Origin of the sequence: Lactobacillus melliventris, assembly GCF_042679465.1 — a bacterium.
Taxonomy (GTDB): domain Bacteria; phylum Bacillota; class Bacilli; order Lactobacillales; family Lactobacillaceae; genus Lactobacillus; species Lactobacillus melliventris.
Genome location: NZ_JBHTMT010000010.1, coordinates 17,986 through 37,540 on the forward strand (window position 1 = coordinate 17,986; position 19,555 = coordinate 37,540).

21 protein-coding genes and 1 pseudogene are annotated in these 19,555 nt (G+C 34.9%); 4 read left to right on the forward strand and 18 right to left on the reverse strand.

The features are described 5' to 3' along the window. The first annotated feature begins 3 nt into the window (after positions 1-3). Positions 4-1,029, forward strand: a complete 1,026-nt coding sequence (locus ACFQ32_RS09705) for an alpha-L-fucosidase (protein ID WP_046324102.1) — start codon at positions 4-6, stop codon at positions 1,027-1,029. A 226-nt stretch (positions 1,030-1,255) separates the two neighbouring features. Here ACFQ32_RS09705 and ACFQ32_RS09710 read toward each other — a convergent pair whose 3' ends face one another. From ACFQ32_RS09710 to ACFQ32_RS09755, 10 genes and pseudogenes are all read right to left on the reverse strand, one after another. Next, positions 1,256-1,510 (reverse strand): type II toxin-antitoxin system prevent-host-death family antitoxin, encoded by a 255-nt coding sequence (locus ACFQ32_RS09710; RefSeq protein ID WP_244885250.1) that lies wholly within the window; start codon positions 1,508-1,510, stop codon positions 1,256-1,258. Positions 1,511-1,902: 392 nt separating this feature from the next. Next, positions 1,903-2,133: a cytochrome b5 domain-containing protein gene (locus tag ACFQ32_RS09715; protein ID WP_046324103.1), complete on the reverse strand. Its 231-nt coding sequence runs from the start codon at positions 2,131-2,133 to the stop codon at positions 1,903-1,905. A gap of 70 nt (positions 2,134-2,203) precedes the next feature. Next, complete coding sequence (locus ACFQ32_RS09720) at positions 2,204-3,091, reverse strand: lysophospholipid acyltransferase family protein (RefSeq protein WP_046324104.1); 888 nt, start codon at positions 3,089-3,091, stop codon at positions 2,204-2,206. After that, entirely contained in the window at positions 3,088-4,035 is a 948-nt protein-coding gene (locus tag ACFQ32_RS09725; protein ID WP_046324105.1) for a glycosyltransferase family 8 protein, read from the reverse strand. Before ACFQ32_RS09725 ends, ACFQ32_RS09720 begins: the two co-directional genes overlap by 4 nt. 21 nt (positions 4,036-4,056) lie before the next feature. Next, positions 4,057-4,896 carry a glycosyltransferase gene (locus ACFQ32_RS09730; RefSeq protein ID WP_046324106.1) on the reverse strand — a complete coding sequence of 280 codons (840 nt, stop codon included), beginning with the start codon at positions 4,894-4,896 and terminating at the stop codon, positions 4,057-4,059. A gap of 10 nt (positions 4,897-4,906) precedes the next feature. Beyond that, on the reverse strand, positions 4,907-5,671 hold the full coding sequence (locus tag ACFQ32_RS09735) for a lysophospholipid acyltransferase family protein (protein ID WP_046324107.1): 765 nt from the start codon (positions 5,669-5,671) through the stop codon (positions 4,907-4,909). A 283-nt stretch (positions 5,672-5,954) separates the two neighbouring features. Further along, a complete protein-coding gene (locus ACFQ32_RS09740; protein WP_046324108.1) occupies positions 5,955-6,791 on the reverse strand; it encodes a PTS system mannose/fructose/sorbose family transporter subunit IID in 837 nt (278 codons plus the stop codon). Positions 6,792-6,806: 15 nt separating this feature from the next. Further along, a pseudogene (locus ACFQ32_RS09745) lies at positions 6,807-7,652 on the reverse strand (PTS mannose/fructose/sorbose/N-acetylgalactosamine transporter subunit IIC). Positions 7,653-7,670: 18 nt separating this feature from the next. After that, on the reverse strand, positions 7,671-8,165 hold the full coding sequence (locus tag ACFQ32_RS09750) for a PTS system mannose/fructose/N-acetylgalactosamine-transporter subunit IIB (RefSeq protein WP_046324109.1): 495 nt from the start codon (positions 8,163-8,165) through the stop codon (positions 7,671-7,673). A gap of 23 nt (positions 8,166-8,188) precedes the next feature. Next, positions 8,189-8,602, reverse strand: a complete 414-nt coding sequence (locus ACFQ32_RS09755) for a PTS sugar transporter subunit IIA (protein WP_046324110.1) — start codon at positions 8,600-8,602, stop codon at positions 8,189-8,191. A 161-nt stretch (positions 8,603-8,763) separates the two neighbouring features. On the opposite strand from ACFQ32_RS09755, the gene deoC reads away from it, so the two are divergent. Continuing rightward, a complete protein-coding gene (gene deoC / locus ACFQ32_RS09760) occupies positions 8,764-9,471 on the forward strand; it encodes a deoxyribose-phosphate aldolase (protein ID WP_046324111.1) in 708 nt (235 codons plus the stop codon). Positions 9,472-9,580: 109 nt separating this feature from the next. Then, positions 9,581-10,300, forward strand: a complete 720-nt coding sequence (locus ACFQ32_RS09765; protein ID WP_046324112.1) for a GntR family transcriptional regulator — start codon at positions 9,581-9,583, stop codon at positions 10,298-10,300. 54 nt (positions 10,301-10,354) lie between these two features. Here ACFQ32_RS09765 and ACFQ32_RS09770 read toward each other — a convergent pair whose 3' ends face one another. From ACFQ32_RS09770 to ACFQ32_RS09795, 6 genes are all read right to left on the reverse strand, one after another. Further along, a complete protein-coding gene (locus ACFQ32_RS09770) occupies positions 10,355-11,095 on the reverse strand; it encodes a DUF4097 family beta strand repeat-containing protein (protein WP_046324113.1) in 741 nt (246 codons plus the stop codon). A 360-nt stretch (positions 11,096-11,455) separates the two neighbouring features. Further along, positions 11,456-12,190 carry a DUF4097 family beta strand repeat-containing protein gene (locus ACFQ32_RS09775; RefSeq protein WP_046324114.1) on the reverse strand — a complete coding sequence of 245 codons (735 nt, stop codon included), beginning with the start codon at positions 12,188-12,190 and terminating at the stop codon, positions 11,456-11,458. Positions 12,191-12,393: 203 nt separating this feature from the next. Then, complete coding sequence (locus ACFQ32_RS09780) at positions 12,394-13,284, reverse strand: DUF4097 family beta strand repeat-containing protein (protein WP_046324115.1); 891 nt, start codon at positions 13,282-13,284, stop codon at positions 12,394-12,396. A gap of 80 nt (positions 13,285-13,364) precedes the next feature. After that, positions 13,365-14,174 (reverse strand): DUF4097 family beta strand repeat-containing protein, encoded by an 810-nt coding sequence (locus ACFQ32_RS09785; protein ID WP_046324116.1) that lies wholly within the window; start codon positions 14,172-14,174, stop codon positions 13,365-13,367. 2 nt (positions 14,175-14,176) lie between these two features. After that, positions 14,177-14,821 (reverse strand): DUF1700 domain-containing protein, encoded by a 645-nt coding sequence (locus ACFQ32_RS09790; protein ID WP_052724607.1) that lies wholly within the window; start codon positions 14,819-14,821, stop codon positions 14,177-14,179. After that, the gene (locus ACFQ32_RS09795) at positions 14,802-15,128 is read right to left on the reverse strand and encodes a PadR family transcriptional regulator (RefSeq protein ID WP_046324117.1); all 327 of its coding nucleotides are present in this window, start codon (positions 15,126-15,128) and stop codon (positions 14,802-14,804) included. Before ACFQ32_RS09795 ends, ACFQ32_RS09790 begins: the two co-directional genes overlap by 20 nt. Positions 15,129-15,659: 531 nt before the next feature. Here ACFQ32_RS09795 and ACFQ32_RS09800 point away from each other — a divergent pair. Then, on the forward strand, positions 15,660-17,246 hold the full coding sequence (locus ACFQ32_RS09800; protein WP_046324118.1) for an ATP-binding cassette domain-containing protein: 1,587 nt from the start codon (positions 15,660-15,662) through the stop codon (positions 17,244-17,246). A gap of 247 nt (positions 17,247-17,493) precedes the next feature. Here the strand turns inward: ACFQ32_RS09800 and ACFQ32_RS09805 are convergent, their stop codons facing one another. Beyond that, on the reverse strand, positions 17,494-18,579 hold the full coding sequence (locus tag ACFQ32_RS09805; RefSeq protein WP_046324119.1) for a DUF4097 family beta strand repeat-containing protein: 1,086 nt from the start codon (positions 18,577-18,579) through the stop codon (positions 17,494-17,496). Positions 18,580-18,669: 90 nt separating this feature from the next. Continuing rightward, the gene (locus tag ACFQ32_RS09810) at positions 18,670-19,545 is read right to left on the reverse strand and encodes an alpha/beta hydrolase (protein ID WP_046324120.1); all 876 of its coding nucleotides are present in this window, start codon (positions 19,543-19,545) and stop codon (positions 18,670-18,672) included. Between the last annotated feature and the right edge of the window lie 10 nt (positions 19,546-19,555).

Sequence of the window (19,555 nt, forward strand, 5' to 3'; positions counted from 1 at the left end):
TATATGAATAAAAATAATAATATTGAATGGTTCAAAAATGCTAAATATGGCATGATGATTCATTGGGGATTATATTCTCTTCTTGCTGGTGAATATGAAGGAAAATCTTCAAGTTATTATGCCGAATGGATTCAATCTAAATTGCAAATACCTATTGTTAAGTACCGCCAACTTGCAACAGCTTTTAATCCAATTTATTTTGACGCTGATAAGATTGTCGCATTTGCTAAAAATTGTGGTATGAAGTACCTGGTAGTTACTACTAAACATCATGATGGTTTTGCAATGTATCATTCACAAATTGACCCATACAATGTTTATGACGCGACACCTTTTCACAGGGATGTAATCGGAGAATTGGCAGAAGCTTGCCAAAAGGCAGGTTTGAAATTTGGTCTTTATTATTCACAAGACTTAGACTGGCATGAACCTAACGGTGGCGGCTACCTTTCAAATGATATCGAATCAGCTGGTACTACTTGGGATAACAGCTGGGATTTTCCACAGAAAAACAAGAACTTTGCTCAGTGTTTTAATGACAAAATCATACCTCAGATTAAGGAAATAATGAGTAATTACGGTGAGATAGCTACAGCTTGGTTTGATGTACCAATGACTTTGACTGAGGCTCAGAGTCAGGAAGTTTACGACACGGTGAAAAAACTGCAGCCAAACTGTTTAATCAATTCTCGTCTTGGTAATGGTAAATATGATTATGTTTCACTTGGTGACAATGAAATTCCAAGTGACAAAGAAGAAAATCAACAAAATGTTGATTATAATTCAATTGAAGGATTTAAACCGTCTCCTTATGGCTTATATGAAACGGCTGGTACAATTAACGATTCTTGGGGCTTTTCGTACCGCGATCAAAATTGGAAATCTCCCGCAACAATTTACCAATACCGCAAACATTTAAATAGTTTAGGAATCAATTATCTTTTAAATGTTGGACTTGATGGCTTAGGCAGAATTCCTTTACCAGCCCAAGAAAATATTGCTGCTGCAGCAAAATTGGTTGAAAATTAATAAAATGTTTTAATAATGATATGACCTCCGAAATTAAGTCAGTTTCGGAGGTCGTATTTTTTAGTTATTTAATACAATAAAGGGAGTGCGTCCTAAATGGATGAGTTTAATTAATGAAAGTAATTTTGGATTTTTGGAATGAGATCTTCTCTTGCTAAAACTTCTTTTTTTAACTTTTTCACCTAATCTAGTCAATAAGTATGTTTTTAGGTTTTCAAGATATTCTTTAGAAGGACTTGATAATTTTAATGAGAACGTTAGCTAAATAGTTTTCCTTTAATTTCATCAAAATTATAGTACTTTGATTTTTCAGCTTTTTTACTAGCTCAAGAGCAGTAGTAAATTCATCATATTTTTCGATATCTATGAGCGCAAATTTGCCATAGCCATTTTTGGTAAGAAAAACTGGATTATCTTTTTTAACTTTATCAAGAACTTTATTGTAATTTCTTAATTCTGAAACAGGTCGAATTTGTAGCATAATTATCACTTCCTTTGACAAATATTGTGCGCTGATTTTTAAAATGTCTCATTACTGTACGTTATTAACATTAATTATTCGTTAGACAAGGTGATTTTTATAAAACTAAAATAAGATTTCTTCCATGATAAAGTTAAATAATTAACTCTATCAATTGTTATAAGTATTAGGAAGTTAAGCTTGCACACTAATTAAATCCGGCAATAAAACTGGAATATATTATTTTTCTATTACAAATTATTTTTACGATTACAATTCCAAAGTAACTGGCAATTTTGCACAGAGAGCAAGACTTTGATTTCGATTTGGTGTAATTTAACCATAATAATACCAATAATACCCCCAAATTTATCTAAAATTTGGGGGTATTATCATTTTACTTGTTTAGCTAATTAGTCTTCGTAGGTGCCAACCTTTTTTAGTTTACCTAGAACACTTTCACCGTGAGGTGATTGTTCTATTGCAACAGTTAAATCACGGCCGGCTAGATTGCCATGGTGCTCACCATCAGTCCAGTGCGGATTACCAGTTACATCATAAACAACACCTTTAATAGCAACATAGGCTGGATTGCCATTTTTGCCATCATATTTTGCTAAAGACTCTTTTGTGAATTTTTCCATTGGAAATATCCCCTTTCCAAATACACTTACTAATTGTCACCTCAATTATAGTCGCAAAAAAATCACAAGTCTAACTTTTATTTTGATTTTTTTGATAGTTGAAACGCCAGCCAGCAATATCCCAGGGGGTAAAAGTCAGATCCAACTTACGCTGGTAAGCCTTTTCATAGGCTGTAACTTTTTGCTGATAATCACATGCCATCATCTTCTTGGAATTTTCATTGGCACTGAGCTTAACATCCGGAAAAATTGGTGGTAAAACGTGGACTACATATTTTGTTTGATAAAAATTAGGATGATCTTTTTCTAGTTTATCGATTGTCTGGATTTCAATAAAAGTTGAAATAACGGGGACATTTTGCTTAGCAGCAAAATAGTATGCGCCCCGTTTTAATTCACGGGGCTTACGGTAATTCCACCACATTTCCTGTTCAGGATAAATTAAAACCCAGTTGTTTTGCTCTAAAGCATCATGCAGGTGACGAGGAAATTCGTTACCAACATAGCTGGGAGTTTCTATTAAGGGAATAGTGCCCACATAGTTCATTAAATAGCATAAAATTCCCGGTAATTTCAAATTAGTATCTTCAATAGCAATTTTCAATGAATGATGAGCTTTATTTGCCAAATGCTTAACTGGCAGAGAATCAATTTGATTAAAATGATTGGCCGTAATAATTGCCCCGCCTTGAGGTAAATCAGCCAGGTTTTCGAGTCCGGTAAATGTGGTCGATGATGTCAAAATACGCATCAAAGTATTGAAAAGCAAGTGACCAATTCGATCATTTATTTTTCCCTTGACAGTTTTTTGTTCATGCCAAAAATTGTTGACTAATTCTTTACTCTCTTTGAGGGATAATACAGGATCACCAATTTCGACTTTGGCATGCCAATCCCTTTTAGCAATAGCTTCTTTAATATTTTGAATTACTTGTTCACGATTGTCACCGATAATCATAAACTAACAGGTCCTTGTTTTTTTACATTAGCCCAGTTATGAGGGTCATTAATGGTTTTGTCTTCTTTGGCTAGCATATGATCCAATTTGTGCCGGTCTTCATCACGCTGTTTATCAGTATAATTATTTAATTCTGCTAACAAATCATTGTAAAACTTAGTTTCTTTGGCACTGTTCCAAAAATATTCTTCATACTGCACATTTTGAAAATGCCACGGTTTAAAGAAAAGATTATAGTGAATTAAACTGGGATTAGCTAGGGGATCAGTATTATCATTTGGCATTGCGTCCCATTTGGGATCTAAATGTAAAATTCTTTTATCGCCAATTTCATTTAAGTAGTCTTGATCAGGAGCAATACAGTCAAAATGATATTTTTTAAGTAAACTCATAAAATGGTCAATAAAGTGTTCGTCGCGAAAGGTTTTGCAGTTTAAAACCAGCATTCCGGAATTAATATATTTTTTCGGATCAAGAACTAGCACTTCTTTAATATACTTCACCATTTTTGTCACATGTTGAATTGAAGAGTCGGTGCAAGCGGCAAAGAGGTGACTACCTAGCTTAGTATCATACAGTCTGCCAATATCATCGTTAACGATTGTGTCGCTGTCGATATAAATAGCTTTATCGTATTGGGGAAACAGGTCAGGAATAAACAAGCGGTAGAAAATGGACATGGTAAAAAAGTCAGCCCGCAAAAAGTTTTCGGTACGATTCTGAATAGGGGCAACTATTTCATCATTAATATTAAAAAACTTAACGTGAACATTGCTGGTACCTATTTCTTGTAGGTCCTGTTTATGCTGTGTAGTTAAATCCTGACTTAAAAAATAAACTGTATAATCTTTATCATCAGCGGCATTCTTAACCAAAGAATTGAGCGATACTGCCGCGTATTTTGTAAAGTCATCACTGATAGCATAAAAAACTGGAATTGTCATGTTGTAATTTTTCTCCAAACGTTATTTTTTTATTAAATTGCTTTTAACATTAAGATAATTAGTCAAAATGTCATCATATTCATGCAATTTTAGCACTTTATGTACACGTTGAACATCCCATGGCTTAACCGTCAAGGTATGAAAGACGGGCCAAAAGCGAAAACTGGTAGTAAAGTGCTGGATCACAGTGTCTGGCTGCAATTTATACTGTTCATTATAGCGCCTGGGAGCAATTTTCTTTTCTCGTGCATAACGGTTAAGCGCAGTTTGATCCGGCATTAAAACTGTTCTGGTTTGTAAAAGATGTCGAATGCGGGCAAATAAGTTAGTTTTCCTGATTTCAGGCAAGTTAAGCAGCAAAACGCCGGAATTAACGTAATCAAACACTTTGTGTTCGTGCAAGTTGTGGAAAAAGAAGCGCCCCCAGTAATCAAGGACACCAACAAGTTCAGTGCCAGTTAAATCTTGCTGGTAAAAGTTGACTAAGCTGCGTCTGACAATCACGTCAGCATCAAGATATAATATTTTATTTGGCAGCTGCGGTATTTCATCCGCAAAAAGTCTGAGCATAGCATAGGGAGTAAAATGAGTACTCATATTTGCTATGAGAGGTTCTCTGACAAATAAACCAGTACAGTCCATCAATTTTAAAGTGTTTTGGGGATTTTGCTTTACTAAGAGTGATTTGAGGTAATCAGCCGCTTGCTTACTAAAAGGCTGAAATTTTTTATGATAACTTTGAGTATACATTGTTAGGATGTATATATGGAGTTCTTGGGCACCACTGTTTTTCAATAATGAAAGAGTAGCGATAAGAATGCCATCCTCGGCGTTATGGTCACCGCAAAAAAGAATATTCATTGAGAACTCCTTAGTTTATTTTTTGGTACGTACAATATTCATAATTACTTTTTAAGGCTCGTTTTTGCATTGTTTGATAAATTTCCTGGTGCAGCTTTTCTTGTGCCCGCTTTTTACCAATGTGTGAATCTGGGTAAAAAGGGCCATCGAGATACACAATTATGCGCGGCCTTTTACCCCATTTGGGCTTAGTATAAGTTGTAGTCATAGTAAAACTGGCCACTTCAAGTGTAACGGGAAAGTGCATACTGGTTGCAGGAAAAGGCCTGATTTTAGTGTAATAGGGCCAAACGTGAGCTTCAGGATAGATGACAACTACTTTTTTAGCCTTAATAACGGTAGCTACTGCCTTAATTAGTTTACCAGATTGCTGTAAGTTCTGACCCACAGGAAGCCCAAAATAAGGCAAAACCAGTTTGCCTAACACAGGGATGCCCCAATTTGATTGTGCCCCAATTGCATAATAATTTTTGGTTGGAATAATACTAAGCGGCAAAACCACGTCACCAAAGGCTTGGGTATGGTTGCCATAGATAAAGTAGCCTTGATTTGCGGCAGCTTGCAGCTTATCCTTGCCAACTATCTTTACCCTTAAAACCAACTTAATATAGATTATACTAATTAAATGCCCTAATGAACGTACAATTTTTGCCCAGACTTTTCCACCTAAAGAATGGGGGAAAATATTATAGCTATTTGGCAAGTGATAATCCTGGCTCTGGCTAACTACCAAATCATCAGTTAAATGATGATAAAAGTATTTTTGCTTACCCATGAAACCCTTCTTTCGATAATGCCATCAAGTAATTCTATCATGAATCTTGTGAGATTAAAAAGGGGGCGATATAGGTTAGTTGTCATAACTTTGTCTAGGCAATCTATCTTCACATACTTGCTTAATTTATTAATAGTTAAGCAAGTACTTACCCAAAATATTATAAGTAGGTAATTACTTGTCGATTAAATTAACTTTATGTACATAAAAAGAGCACACAATTAACATGTGCTCCTAAATTAACTGAAAATAAGTATAAGATATGCTCTTTACAAATACGTGGTTAAAATAATCCAATCAAACAACCAATAGTTATAATTACTACCATGATGATAATAACTTTAGTAGCTGTCATTTGTTTACTGGAAACAAGCCACCAGCCTAAAATAACCATAGCTAAAGGCAATAGTCCAGGGAAAATACCGTCTAGAACCGTTTGTAAAGGTTGAGATTTGCCACCTAAAGGAATTTTCGCCACTGTTTTTAAGACAATGGTATTTGCGGCTAATGCGCCCACGACCATTACACCTAAGATGTTAAAAGCATCGGTAATTCTTTTGGAATTTTCGCCCACAATAGTGTCGATTGCACCAACTCCCAGCTTATAACCACTATGAAACGCAATATAGGAAATTGTAGGTCCAATTATACCGTAGGCAATGATGTAAAATAATGGTCCGACAGGACTGCCGCCCTTGGCTAGACTCATAGCAATTGATAATAGAATAGGAACAATAATTCCTTGAATAATTGAATCACCAATGCCGGCCAAAGGACCCATTAAAGTAGCTTTAATGTTAACTGGCATTTCTTCTGAAACGTCATTACCTAAAGCAATTTGTTCTTCCAGAGAGGCAACAATCCCATTAATAATTTGCCCTGTTTGTGGTTCAGTATTGTAAAACATGGAATGACGTTCAAGTAGACGTCTTTTTTTCTCAGGATCATTTTTATAATATTTACGTGCAAAAGGTAAGTAAGAATATGCCCAGGCATGTCCCTGCAACTTTTCATAGCTCATTGAACTGAGGTGTGTAAAACCCCACCGATACCATATTTGGTTAAGTTCATGTTTTGATAGTAGCTTTTGTGGTTCAGTATTATTTTCTTTTGTAGCCATTTTTAACACCTCTCGTTAAAATAAGTCTTCATCTTCATATTCGTCATCATTATCGACCGCCTGTTCTGTGTTATTTGCAGAGCTAGTAGCAGTTGAAGCACTGCTTTTACCAGTTGCCATGTAATACAGATATGCGACTAAAGCGGAAATAAAGACAATTGCAATCATGCTTAATTTGGCAAAAGCTAGTAAAACAAAGCCGACAAAGAAGAAAATAAAGTGTGATTTGTTTTTGATTACTATGCTCATTAACATTGCAATACCCAAGGCTGGCAAAACGCCGCCCAAAACCTGAATAATGTGGGTTACAATAGCCGGAATGCTGTCGATTAGCCAATTGACTAAGCCTTTACCATAATAAATTGCCAGAAAAACTGGTACGGCACGTAAAAGGAAGGTAGTGATTTGTGGATAAACTAGATGGTTCAGGACGATACCGCGATCATCATTATTATGAGCGGCGTTTTCAGCGCGAGTGTTCCAGAAAGAATAAAGAGCCATTCTGCCGTTATAGAAAATTAAGCCAAATGTCTGACCAATAAGAATGGCTAAGGTAACAGCGATTGCAGGATTTTTAGTAGTCGCCATTGCTAAGCCGATTCCACCATAAGCTGCATAAGTAATTTCACTGTTAGTAGCGCCTCCAGTTGACAGGTTAGCGATGAAAACAGCTTGTACAGCTAAGCCGCACAAAATACCATTTTTAATGTCGCCAAAGGCAAGACCGACTAGTAATCCGGCTACCAAAGGTCTACCAACAATGTAGAAGCCTCCAGTCATACCAAATAGTCAAGGTGTTTCAATTGCTCCAAGATAACAGAAAATTCCTGTTAAAAGTGCGGGAAAAAATAAATTATTCATTTTTATTGCCTCCAAAAATTAGGACATAGAATCATATTTCTTTTTCATAGTTGACCAAGGCTTAATTTCATCATCAGGTAATAGCTGAAATTGAATGTCAATACCGTGCTTGGCAATATCTTCAAAAGCGTTATAGTCGTCTTGATCGATGGCCACTGTCCGTCCGAGTACCTTAGTTCCAGGACGGGTATTCATCGGCCCCACATTTAACACTTTGCCAAAGTCAATGCCCATGTCTGTCATTTGGGCAAAAGTCTTAGGAGAGTCGCTGATTAAGAAAAATTTCTTTTTAGACTCAATGCCCTTTTTGATTTTTTCGCCAGCTTCAGCAACCGTATAAATGCCAACTTTTAAGTCGTTAGCAGCAGCTTTTAATACCTTACGGCGCAACTTATCGTGGGCTATATTATCGCCGACAACTAAAATACCGTCCACAGGACGTGCTTTTGTCCAACGGGTCATAGTTTGGCCGTGGATTACCCGATCATCAATTCTTACTACTGAAATACTCATTATTACTACACCTTTCTTATTTTTTAAAATTCAATATCGTCATCATCATCTTGCTGGTCTTGAGCAACTGCAATACCATTGGTTCCTGCCTGTAAAACTGTCTGTACGGCTTCATCAAGCGTTGTATTGTCAGATAACTGAGGAACAAGTTCTAAAAGCATTGGTAGATTCAGTCCACTGACCACTCGTATTCTTTCTGTATGAGCCAAGTAGTACTTAAAGGACTCATTGTATGGAGTTCCACCTTTTAAGTCTGCCAGAATTAAGATTGGTTCTGTTTCACTGTCAAGCAGCTTTTGTAGACGGTCACGATATGAACCAATTCCTCTTTCATCTAATGAAAGTATCATGATCTGGTCCGATTTGCCGGCAATAAATTCAAAGCCGGAAGCGATACCTTGTGCTAAATGTCCATGTGAAGTTAATAATATTTTCACTAAAATCACCCCTTTTGTAAATACATATTAATTTACAACACAATTATATGTAATCGCTTTATATAAGTCAAACACTATTTTTATAATAAAAAGTAAGCGGTTGACATTATCACTTTCTGTGGGTAAAATCAATTTATGTAAATACAAAAAGGAGAATAACAATGAGATATACAATAGATGATTTTGCGCGACTAATTGATCATACTAACTTACATGCAGATGCAACCGAAGAAGACATGAAAAAGCTTTGTGATGAAGCTAAAAAATATCATTTTAAGATGGTAGCTATTAATGAAGTCCAATCTGAATTTTGTGCCCAGCAACTAAAGGGGACGGATATTGATACTGGGGCTGCGATCAGTTTTCCTTTGGGCCAAACTACAATAACTTGTAAATTGGCAGAAACTAAAGATGCATTACAAAATGGTGCTAATGAAATCGATTATGTTGTTAATTTAACACAAGTGCGAGCTCATAATTGGTCTTATATCGAAGATGAAATGACTCAAATGGTTAAACTTTGCCGTGATCATGATGTACCATGTAAGGTTATTTTTGAAACCTGCTACTTGACTAAGGCTGAAATTAAGCAGCTGGCCTTAATTGCTAAAAAGGTTAAACCAGATTTTGTCAAGACTTCAACTGGCTTTGGCACCGCTGGCGCAAAAGTAGAAGATGTTAAGCTGATGAAAGAAAATGTTGGTCCTGATGTCAAAGTCAAAGCAGCGGGGGGAATCCGTAATACTGATGATTTCCTGGCAATGATTGCAGCTGGGGCCGAACGTATAGGTACTAGTTCAGGCGTAAAGATTATTGAAACTCTTAAACAGCGGTTTGAAAAAGACGGCATTAACGCAATTGAAATTTAAATAAAAAGTCAGTGTAAAAAAAGTAACAGCTAACTCTTTACACTGGCTTTTTGCATGGTATATTATTTTTATAATGACATAATTAGTAATGTGAAAGTGATGGAATAAATTGGCAGAAAAAGAACTCCCTAAATACCAAGTAATTGCCAATGATCTTTTGAATAAAATTCAAACTGGTTTTTACCCGCAAAATACAATTATTCCACCGGAAACTGCATTAGCGGATAAATATCAGGTGAGCAGGCCAACAATGCGGCAAGCAATTTCATTGTTAGTTAATCAAGGTTATCTGGAGCGAAAGCGTAAGCGAGGGACACTAGTTAAAAAAGTTAAGATTGAGCAAGAATTTACCCATTTGATTGAAAGCTATAGCGCAGAAATGAGTGCTAAGGGTATCTACCCTAAAACTAATTTGCTATATTTTGATGAAGAAAAAGCGACACCCGAAGTAAGCAAAAATCTACAGCTGCCTGAGAAAGCACCGGTTTTTAAATTAGTGCGGCTGCGCTATGCTAATGATCAACCGATTGTTTTAGTTACAACTTATGTGCCTAAACAGAGGATACCTGAGTTGATTAATTATAATTTTGCCCAGGAATCTTTATATAGTACGCTTGAAAAATACCATTTAAAAGTTACGCGAGTAGTGAGGCGATTGGAAGTAATAGAAGCTGACGAAACTACCGCCAACTTATTAAACATTGCAGTAAATAAACCGGTATTCTACTTTCACACTCAAGGACTGACAAGGGATGAACGGCCAATTGAATATTCGATTGCTAAATATCGGGGAGATATTAACTCATTTATAATTGATGTTCAGCGCTAATTTTATATATAAAAAAGTCTTACTTTGCCTGTGCAAGTCGAAGTAAGACTTCTTTTATTGAATTTTGATTGAGCCCACCGAGCTGATAGCAGTTAATTGGTTGGCACTGCCTTCATGCTTGTAAAAATGCTTGCCCATTCTACTGCCGTGAAAGTAGATTGAGCCAAGAGTAGTAGATAAATCATAATCAGTCTGATCATCTCTGTCGTCTAAAGTTTTTAGTGATCCGGCAGCCAGTTGAAAGTGGTTTTTTCCTTGTAAACCTTTGATCTTGACAGATCCAGCAGCTAGATTTGCATTAGAATTCATCTTACACTGGTAGATATCTAAATTACCCGCATCTAAACGTATTTTAGTATCATTTTGAATCGTGACGTCCTGTAATTTTAAGGAACCAGCATTTGCTCTGACATCAAGTTTCTGCATATTCAGGCCACTCAAATTAAGTCTACCGGAAAAGTCGTTTATTCGTACCTCATTGAGCACGACAGTCTGGGGAACCGTAATTGTCATTTTATATTCGGCTTTGCAAATATAAATTTTTTTCTGATGATTATGAGGATAATGAGGCTTTTGCTCACGAATAAAAAGAGTTTGTTCTGCCACACTAATTTTCATGCGCTCAGGATTAATGTCATGAGTTGATATATGAAAATCAGCGCCCACTTGAACAGTAACATTAGCAACATATGTTTTTGCATCTATGTTGCTAAAATTTTCCAAATCAATTTCTTGTGATTCTACTTTTTCATCTTCAAATTCTTGATCAAAGTCTTCGTCAATATGTATTTCCATAATTAAGCTATCTCTTATCTTTTAATACTAGTTTAATTTTAATCTTATGATATCATGCTAGTTTAAGCTAGGCAATAAAAAATTAAACTTTGTATTTATTACTTTGATCTAGACAGTTAAAAAGATTTGAATTAATTTTAAAAATCAATCCAAATCTTTTTGCTTTATGCGGGTAATTAGCTGCAGATTATATAGAAGTTAAATCTATAAGAATGTCACCGTCACCACAGGGAACTTTGAGTAGAGACGCATCCCTCTTAATTTTTTAGCAAAATGTTTGTGATAGGTTATTACCGTGAATACAAGTTCATCCTCAGAAGAAATTGCCAACTGGTAACTGGCCTTAGATGGTCTACTCATTTATTGAATTTTGATTGAGCCCACCGAACTGATAGCAGTTAATTGGTTGGCACTGCCTTCATGCTTGTAAAAATGCTTGCCCATTCTATTACCATGAAAGTAGATCGATCCTAAAGTGGCAAATAAATCGTAATCTGTCTTATGCTCTTCATCATCTATCATTTTTAATGAACCAGCGGCTAGGTTAAAGTGGTTTTTCCCTTGCAAGCTTGTGACCCTGATAGTTCCGGCAGCCAGATTTGCATTAGAATTCATCTTACAGTGATTGATGTATAAACTACCAGCGTCTAGCACCATTTCGGCTTTATTTTGGATCATGATGTCCTGTAATTTTAAGGAACCAGCATTTGCTCTGACATCAAGTTTCTGCATATTAAATCCAGCTAGGTCAATGTTGCCAGCAAAGTCAATTATCTGGACTTCATTGAGCTCTGCAGCTTGAGGTATGGTAATAGTTATTTTAGGTTTAATTTTGCGAATATAAACTTTTTTGTTAAAATGAGGCTTTCGTGCACGAATAAAAAGGGTTTTCTCTACCACACGAATTTTTATCCGATCAGGATTAATGTCATAAGTTGATATATGAAAATCAGAGCCTACTTGAACAGAAACACCAGAGGCGGCTATTTCAACATCTATGTTGCTAAAATTTTCTAAATCAATTTCTTGTGATTCTACTTTTTCATCATGAGTTTCAAATTCTTGATCAAAGTCTCCGCCAATATGTATTTTCATGATTAATCTGTCCCTTATCTTTTTAACACTAATTTAATTTTTGCTTTATCTTATAATATCATGCTAGTTTAAGTGAAGCAATAAAAAATAAAGTATTAGATTTAGTCAACTAAAATAACCAATTAAAGAGACTTGGATTAATTTTAAAAATTAATCCAAGTCTTTTGCTTTATGAGTTTAATCAGCTGCAAGATGTATAGAAGTTAATTTATGAGAATGTCACCGTCACCACAAGAAACTTTGAGTAGAGGCGCACTCTTTAATTTTTTAGCAAAATGTTTGTGATAGTTATTACCATGCAATATAAGTTCATCCTCTGAAGAAGTTGTCAACTGGTAACTGATCTTAGGCGGTCTGCTCATTTGGAAATCTCCTTCACTTAAATTAAAGGAGCTGTCAGCCAATAATTTGGAATCATTGACTCTGACGTCACCATCACCCAAAGTTGCCTTAATTTTAAATTGACTATTTGTAATAGTTAAATCACCTTCATTAAAGTTTAAAGTACTATTCGTTAAAATTGAATTATTAACTTTTAAATCACCGTCGACCAGGTCAAAATTGGCTTTGCGAGCTTTCACGTTTTCAGCACTGACATTACCATCTTCAAGCTGTAAGTTGAGGTCAGAAACAGTTAAGTTAGTTAGATGAATATTACCTTCAGAACATGATCCTGATATTTCTGTGATAGAGTCATCTGTTGGAACGGTAACATTTACCTGATAAGTCCCGTCCTCATAAGCATTATTGTCAGAAATGGTCAGCTGGTCGTCTTCAACTTTAGCACTAATCTTTTTGATATTAGGACCGCTGATAGTAACTTGAAAGTCGTTTCCTTTAGTGATTTGGATATTGGGCTCTTCGGCGTCAATATTAATCTTAGAAAATTTGCCTACATTAAAAGTACGTTTTTTGGCTACTACGTTGTGGGATTTTCTACTTCTTTGATTATGATTAAAAAAATTGCCAATATTAGTTGTCTGGCCCGAATGAATATTATTGATATCTTCATTGCCACCTTTGGCATGGCCAAAAATAAATAAAATTATGCCAATAATGACGATCAGCCCGCTAATTTGGTAAAACTTTTTCATTGCTCTCCTCCTTGTTTGGGCTACGTTTTTTTGAATAGGTGCTACTTACCAAGAAAGCATCTATGTAAATTACTTGCCCACTAATTAATTAGAATATCGCCATCCATACTGGTAACTTTTAGTACGGGTTTATTTTTAACTTTTTTTGCAAAATGGTTGGAATGGTAAGAACCTTTAAACATGATTTTATCATCCGAATGGTTTGTCAATACATAGTTGATTTTAGGGGCGTTTGACATTAAAAAGTCGCCGTCATTCAATATAACTGAGCTGTTATTTAGTATTTGAGAGTCGCTAATTTTAACATCGCCATCATTTAGTTTTAGTGAACTACGTGAAAAAGTCGATTGATTTACTTTGAGGTCACCGTCATTTGAATTTAGGTCAAGGTTTTTTGCAGTAAGCTTATTAAGCAAAACGTCGCCATCTTCTATTGTCAAATTGATGCGGGGAACATTTAAACTGTTGATATAAAAATCGCCTTCTTCACAAAAACCAGTTATCTTTTTCACTGCGTTTTTGGCAGGAATATAAATGTCGACTGCATAATAACCATCGTTATAATGATGTTCTGGCTGATCCGAAATAGTGAGCTGATTGTTAGCGACATTGGTTTTTATTTTTTTGATGTCTGCTCCGTGCCCACCTCTAACTACCACTTTGAACTTGTTAATATCCTTAAGTGAAATTCGGATATCGGGTCTGTAACAGGCTAACTTAATACTGTCGAACTTATTCACGTAAAAAGTCTTGCTTTCATTATAATGAGTGCGTTTACCATTATAATCATGTGACGGGTTATCATTTAATCTAAATACGAGTAGAAGAATGAGACCAACAAGCAGTATCAGTCCAAAGATTAGTCCACAGATTTTATAAAACTTTTTCATTTTTATTTATCCTCATTGGTATTCTTTTCAGAGCTCGTCTGAAAGTAATTTTTCTTAAGCAGGTTTTTACCTAAGTTTCTAATAATTTGGGTACACTTGGCAATCAAAATTTTGCCCAGTTTGATAATAAACGGCATTAACAGTAGGATGACGCCGATACAAATTAACGATTTACCTAAGTAAACGTAGCCTGTTGGCCAATCACTGGTGAATAGGAGAGATAGTGACTTCAGGAAGTTTAAACCACCACCAACAAAAAAGTTAAACAAAAATCTTATTAAAGCAAAAAGTAAGCCAAAGAAAATTGCCAGTAAAAAGAAAATTACGAATAAAATTACCAAAATAAGCGGTATCCCGATCGGAGCAGCACAAATACCCAATAATATATACCAGCTGGCCTTTAAATTTGACCGTGGAGTTTCTGTTTTAGCGGGTGCTGAGTCATCTTTAGTTGAATAATCAGCTAAGATATTGATTGCCAGCTGTTTAGGGGTTCCTAATTCCGCCTCAATTGTAGAACGTCTGACGAAGTCGCCATCTAATAAAAATTCACGGTAAAATTCAACGACATCTTCGCGGTCTTTTGCAGGTAAATCGACTAAGTTTTGTTCAAGTTCGGCAATATAATCAGCAATTACTTTGGTCATTTTGTCCTCCTAATACTTGATTAACTTTTGCACTAAAATCTAGCCATTCATCTTGAATTGAGTTTAGCATCGTTATTCCTTCAGCAGTAATATGGTAGTAGCGCCGGTTTCGCCCCTGATAAGGCTCATCATAAGTTGTTAAGCAGTTATCCTTTTTTAGTCTTCGTAAAACAGGGTAAATAGTTGACTCGGAGATAGAGAAAATCTTTTGCACATTTTGCGTCAAAGCGTAGCCATACAGATCATCTTGTTTTAGAAAAGCTAAAACCGCACCATCTAGCAAACGAGTTGGTATTTGGATTGCCATGCTTTGCCTCCCCTAATATTATATGTTATATAATATTTTAATTTAGGCCGCAGAAATTAGCAAGTACTAAACCGTAACTTTTTATAAATAGACCGAAAAAACGGACAATTGCTCTTCCTTAAAGAGTTAGGACAAAAAATAACCGTCGCTGTTTTAGCACACTTGGCGGTTTTAAGTAATACAGTTTATTAATAAAAGATCTAAAATTCGCTGCTTAATTGTTCTAACAACTATAATTATTGTAAATTAAATTAGTTTACTAAAAACTATAATAAAAAGATTGCAATATTATAAAACTTAATTTTAAATATTATTTAATAGTTATTGAGAATTTTTAAAACAAGGATTGCATGATGAATTAATAAAAAACTTAAATAAGTTCTTAGAACAAATACTTCAAAATGTCGCTTTTTGAAACACTTGGGCTTAAACACTGATCTTATAAAAAATAATGAGGAAGTACAAAAGGGTTTAAGCTCACCTTATGCGAATATTTTTACTATCAATAAATTTATATTAGGGGGGTTGTAAGTGAAATATATTTTTAAAAAAGATCCTAAAAGGGTAATAGTTTACCTTATTTTAACCATTATTTTGGCGTTATTAATGGTTTCGAACTCGCTAGTATTAAAGTATATTATGGACGTGGCTTCAAGCAAGGGCTTGAATAAATATGTGTCCTTGGTTATCAATGTATTGTTATTTATTTTGGTTCAGTCTTTGGCATATTATTTGCAGCAGCTAAATTCACAATATCTAGCAAAAGAAGCTGTATCGGTCTATCGTAATGTGATTTTTAAACGCTTGTCACAACAAAGACTGATAAAACTTAATTCAAATGAATCTGGGCAATACATTTCGTTATTGACTAGTCAAATGGATAATTTAGGGCAAAATTATTTTTATACATTTTTTTGGGGATTATACTTATTGATACAATTTTTTGCTGCCAGTTTGCTCTCTTGGATAATAAACCCAGTGATGGCAGTATTTGCTATTATTTTAAGTATTCCAAATATTCTGATACCAATAATTTTTAGGAAAAAATTACAACTTAAAAAGAGTAACACAATTGCTGCAACTAATAATTACGTTAATAAAACGAACGACTTATTTTCTGGTCTAACAGACTGGAAGGTAAATCGTTCTGAAACTGCAGTAGTTACAGAAGAAAACAAAATCAATGAAAAATTATTACATAGTGAAAAAGAAGAGCTAAAAACAGAAAATACAGTTACAGTTCTCAATAAAACTTTTTCTGATTTTTTATATTTTGGTACATGGCTAATTGGCACGTTTTTTATTATGAAGAATAATTTATCAATAGGCCAAATTGTGGCATTTACTCAATTAGTTACGAATATTTCTTTTCCTATTTACAGTTTTTCTGATCTATTTTCCCAATGGATCGGAGGAAAAAAGGTATTTGACTCTATAGAAAAGGAAACTGGCGAAGAAGCAATTACCTTTGAAAACGATAAAGTCATTGCGCCTTTTTCTAGTATCGAATTAAAGGATGTAAGTGTTTCTTTTAAAGAAAAAAATATTATTGATTCACTGAGTCTTAAAATTACAGCTGGGCAAAAATATTTGATTGTTGGTAAAAGCGGTAGCGGTAAATCTACTTTCATCAAACTTATTACCAAACAATTAGATGACTACCAGGGAGAGATTTTCTTAAATGGAATAAATATAACCCAACTTACTGATAACCAAATTTATCAAAATATCAGTTACTTACCACAAGATGGCCACGTTTTTGCGACTACATTGCGTAATAATTTAACTTTATATAAAAATTATCCGGATGAAACTATAATTAAAGTATTAAAGTTCGTAGAATTAACTAAATGGGCTAATGCCGAATCTTTGAATATGAATCTTGGAAATTCAGATACAAAAGTTTCAGGAGGAGAAGCTAAGAGAATTGAATTGGCAAGACTAATACTTCGGGAAAAAAGTGTGTTAATTTTGGATGAATTCTCTTCTGGAATAGATAAAATAACTTTGCAAAAAATAGAAAGCAAGCTTTTAAGTTTACCTGTTACATTATTATACGTAACCCACACATATGATGATGACTTAATAGCTAAAGCGGATGAAGTTATTCGATTTTAAAATGTAGTAGTACAGCTTTTTAGAGGCAGCTTTAGATCTTGAATAAAATAAAAAAACCTGATAAGCAAAAAGTTATCGGGTTTTAGGCCAGCCATAATACGGGCTAGAATCTAAATTAATGATCAAAGTGGGCTATTCCAAATATATGTCGAGAAACAGGTCAACCCTTTTTCTTATTAGTAAGCGCAATATAGAAATATATATGATGGTAAATTGATTAGACGATATCTTTTTAACAGATGTATTTCTAACTGATGATAATATCTCCGTCTCTTGAGACTGCTTTTAGGGAATCACTTTGTGTGTTTTGACTATTAAAGCTGTTGCCAATATTGGAATGGTGATAAATGATGTCCCCATCACTTGTTTTTAATTGTACGCTGATCTCGTGAGCAAGATGGCTTAACCTCAAATCACCGTCTGCAGTTTTAACAATGTTTTGGTTAGTAAGCTGACTGCGCTCAATCTTAATATCCCCGTCTCTTGCTTCTAGGTTGAGGTTAGCGTGACATTGGTTAATTTCTACATCGCCATCTCCTGTTTTGACGACTATTTGCTTAAGGATACTGCGTTTAAAACTGACATCTCCGTCATGAACTCTGCTTGCTAACTGAGCAATTTTTGACTGGGTGACAAAGAAGTCAGAGTCTCTGCCAGAAAAGGTTAGTTGGTCTGAGACTTGAACGTTATTTAAGTATAAATCTCCATCATGCAAGTCAAGTACAATATTATTAAGACTGAGATTTTGTAACATAACGTCACCATCGCGGTTATGTCCACTAATTTCAGTTAGCGAATCTACATTAGGAACGGTAATTTCTATGCGACTGGCATCGGTAAGTCTGTTGAACATAAGCACATGAGTTTTTTGTTCAGTGGGAAACTCTTTAACTACTAATGTCTGCTTAACTAAATCTATTTGTATTGGCCGACTACTATAATCTGCCACTACTATTTGAAATTGCTGACCTTGACGAATCACTACATCAGTGTCCAACACTTCCAGTTTTACTTCACTAAAGCCTCCAGGAGCAATAGTACGCTCCTTGCGCGGATATTTTTTAACACGCAAGCCGTTAAAATAATTATCACTGGCATGCGGAGCATTAGCAGAAGATGTGGCTGCTATTAAAAACCTAACATAATCATGTTTAATTTGTTGGGCCAAACTGTCTGGAGTTCCTAATTCTCTGTTAATTTCTTCTTTTGTTTGAAAGTCACCATCAAGTAGAAAATCACGGTAAAAATCTAATGTGTATTTTTGCTCAGCTGTGGACAAAGTTGATAAATTAAGAGCTAACTTTGAGATGAAATTTTCAAATAGTGGATTCATCATTTTTCTCCTGTTACTAAAAACGTACTTTTCCTTTTATTATACGCTAAAAATTATGATAAAAATATTAAAATTACTTAAAATAAAAAATTATTTAGACCACAAAAATTGCCCAATGATCCGATCTACTTTGTAATTTTCATGTAATTTACTGTGTTGACCATTTGTGCCCTTAATTTCGATTTCATGATACTTGCCTTTGCCTCTTAGCAGGTAACGTAAAGATTGCGCTGAAACACAGCTGACATCATCATCTGAATTAGTACCGTCTTCTTTATTACCAAAAATATTTAATATAGAAACATTATTGGGAAAACTATGACGGTGCATTAAAAAATATTTGTAGGATTGAGTCATGTACTTTGGCCGCCCATTTTTGAGTAGGTAATTATGGTTAGGTTCCTCATCTATGCCAATGATGCCATTAAAGGGCGCACCAAGATTAACTTGCTTTTTTAATCGCGGTAAGTTACTATCTTTACCATATTTTAGCTGGTAGGCAAGTGTCATAATGTTTCCCATGGAATGAGCAACGGTATTATAGTATTTAATATGATATTTTTGTTTTAAAAGTAAAATCAAATTATAAAACCACTCGCGGGTAGTATAATAATTACTGTTTTTATTGTCCTGTAAAATCACTTGAATAAGTGGTCGTTTAGTAGCGTGGGGCCAACTTCCTCGTAAATCAACTTTGCCGCTAGCAGAAATTCTGGCTGTTAAGACTTTATGAGCACCATTATGCTGCTGAGCATATGCAATCATGCCCGCAGTAGATCGTGCTCCCGCACCATAGCCATGCAAATAGATGGTAGGCACTGCTGCAAAAGGAGTTTTTTTCTTGAATGTGGAGCTGACTTCTTCATCCGGCTGAGGGCTTGTCTTTTTAAAAGTATGGCATAACATGGTTATAAGCAGCAACACACCTAGAATACTGCCTAATCCGATTAACCATTTTTTCTTCATAATATTACCT

Excerpts from the sequence above, each read along its gene's own strand:
- ACFQ32_RS09705 (WP_046324102.1), top strand. The coding sequence starts at position 4 with ATGAATAAAAATAATAATATTGAATGGTTCAAAAATGCTAAATATGGC.
- ACFQ32_RS09710 (WP_244885250.1), bottom strand. The coding sequence starts at position 1,510 with ATGCTACAAATTCGACCTGTTTCAGAATTAAGAAATTACAATAAAGTT.
- ACFQ32_RS09715 (WP_046324103.1), bottom strand. The coding sequence starts at position 2,133 with ATGGAAAAATTCACAAAAGAGTCTTTAGCAAAATATGATGGCAAAAAT.
- ACFQ32_RS09720 (WP_046324104.1), bottom strand. The coding sequence starts at position 3,091 with ATGATTATCGGTGACAATCGTGAACAAGTAATTCAAAATATTAAAGAA.
- ACFQ32_RS09725 (WP_046324105.1), bottom strand. The coding sequence starts at position 4,035 with ATGACAATTCCAGTTTTTTATGCTATCAGTGATGACTTTACAAAATAC.
- ACFQ32_RS09730 (WP_046324106.1), bottom strand. The coding sequence starts at position 4,896 with ATGAATATTCTTTTTTGCGGTGACCATAACGCCGAGGATGGCATTCTT.
- ACFQ32_RS09735 (WP_046324107.1), bottom strand. The coding sequence starts at position 5,671 with ATGGGTAAGCAAAAATACTTTTATCATCATTTAACTGATGATTTGGTA.
- ACFQ32_RS09740 (WP_046324108.1), bottom strand. The coding sequence starts at position 6,791 with ATGGCTACAAAAGAAAATAATACTGAACCACAAAAGCTACTATCAAAA.
- ACFQ32_RS09750 (WP_046324109.1), bottom strand. The coding sequence starts at position 8,165 with ATGAGTATTTCAGTAGTAAGAATTGATGATCGGGTAATCCACGGCCAA.
- deoC (WP_046324111.1), top strand. The coding sequence starts at position 8,764 with ATGAGATATACAATAGATGATTTTGCGCGACTAATTGATCATACTAAC.
- ACFQ32_RS09770 (WP_046324113.1), bottom strand. The coding sequence starts at position 11,095 with ATGGAAATACATATTGACGAAGACTTTGATCAAGAATTTGAAGATGAA.
- ACFQ32_RS09775 (WP_046324114.1), bottom strand. The coding sequence starts at position 12,190 with ATGAAAATACATATTGGCGGAGACTTTGATCAAGAATTTGAAACTCAT.
- ACFQ32_RS09780 (WP_046324115.1), bottom strand. The coding sequence starts at position 13,284 with ATGAAAAAGTTTTACCAAATTAGCGGGCTGATCGTCATTATTGGCATA.
- ACFQ32_RS09785 (WP_046324116.1), bottom strand. The coding sequence starts at position 14,174 with ATGAAAAAGTTTTATAAAATCTGTGGACTAATCTTTGGACTGATACTG.
- ACFQ32_RS09790 (WP_052724607.1), bottom strand. The coding sequence starts at position 14,821 with ATGACCAAAGTAATTGCTGATTATATTGCCGAACTTGAACAAAACTTA.
- ACFQ32_RS09795 (WP_046324117.1), bottom strand. The coding sequence starts at position 15,128 with ATGGCAATCCAAATACCAACTCGTTTGCTAGATGGTGCGGTTTTAGCT.
- ACFQ32_RS09805 (WP_046324119.1), bottom strand. The coding sequence starts at position 18,579 with ATGAATCCACTATTTGAAAATTTCATCTCAAAGTTAGCTCTTAATTTA.
- ACFQ32_RS09810 (WP_046324120.1), bottom strand. The coding sequence starts at position 19,545 with ATGAAGAAAAAATGGTTAATCGGATTAGGCAGTATTCTAGGTGTGTTG.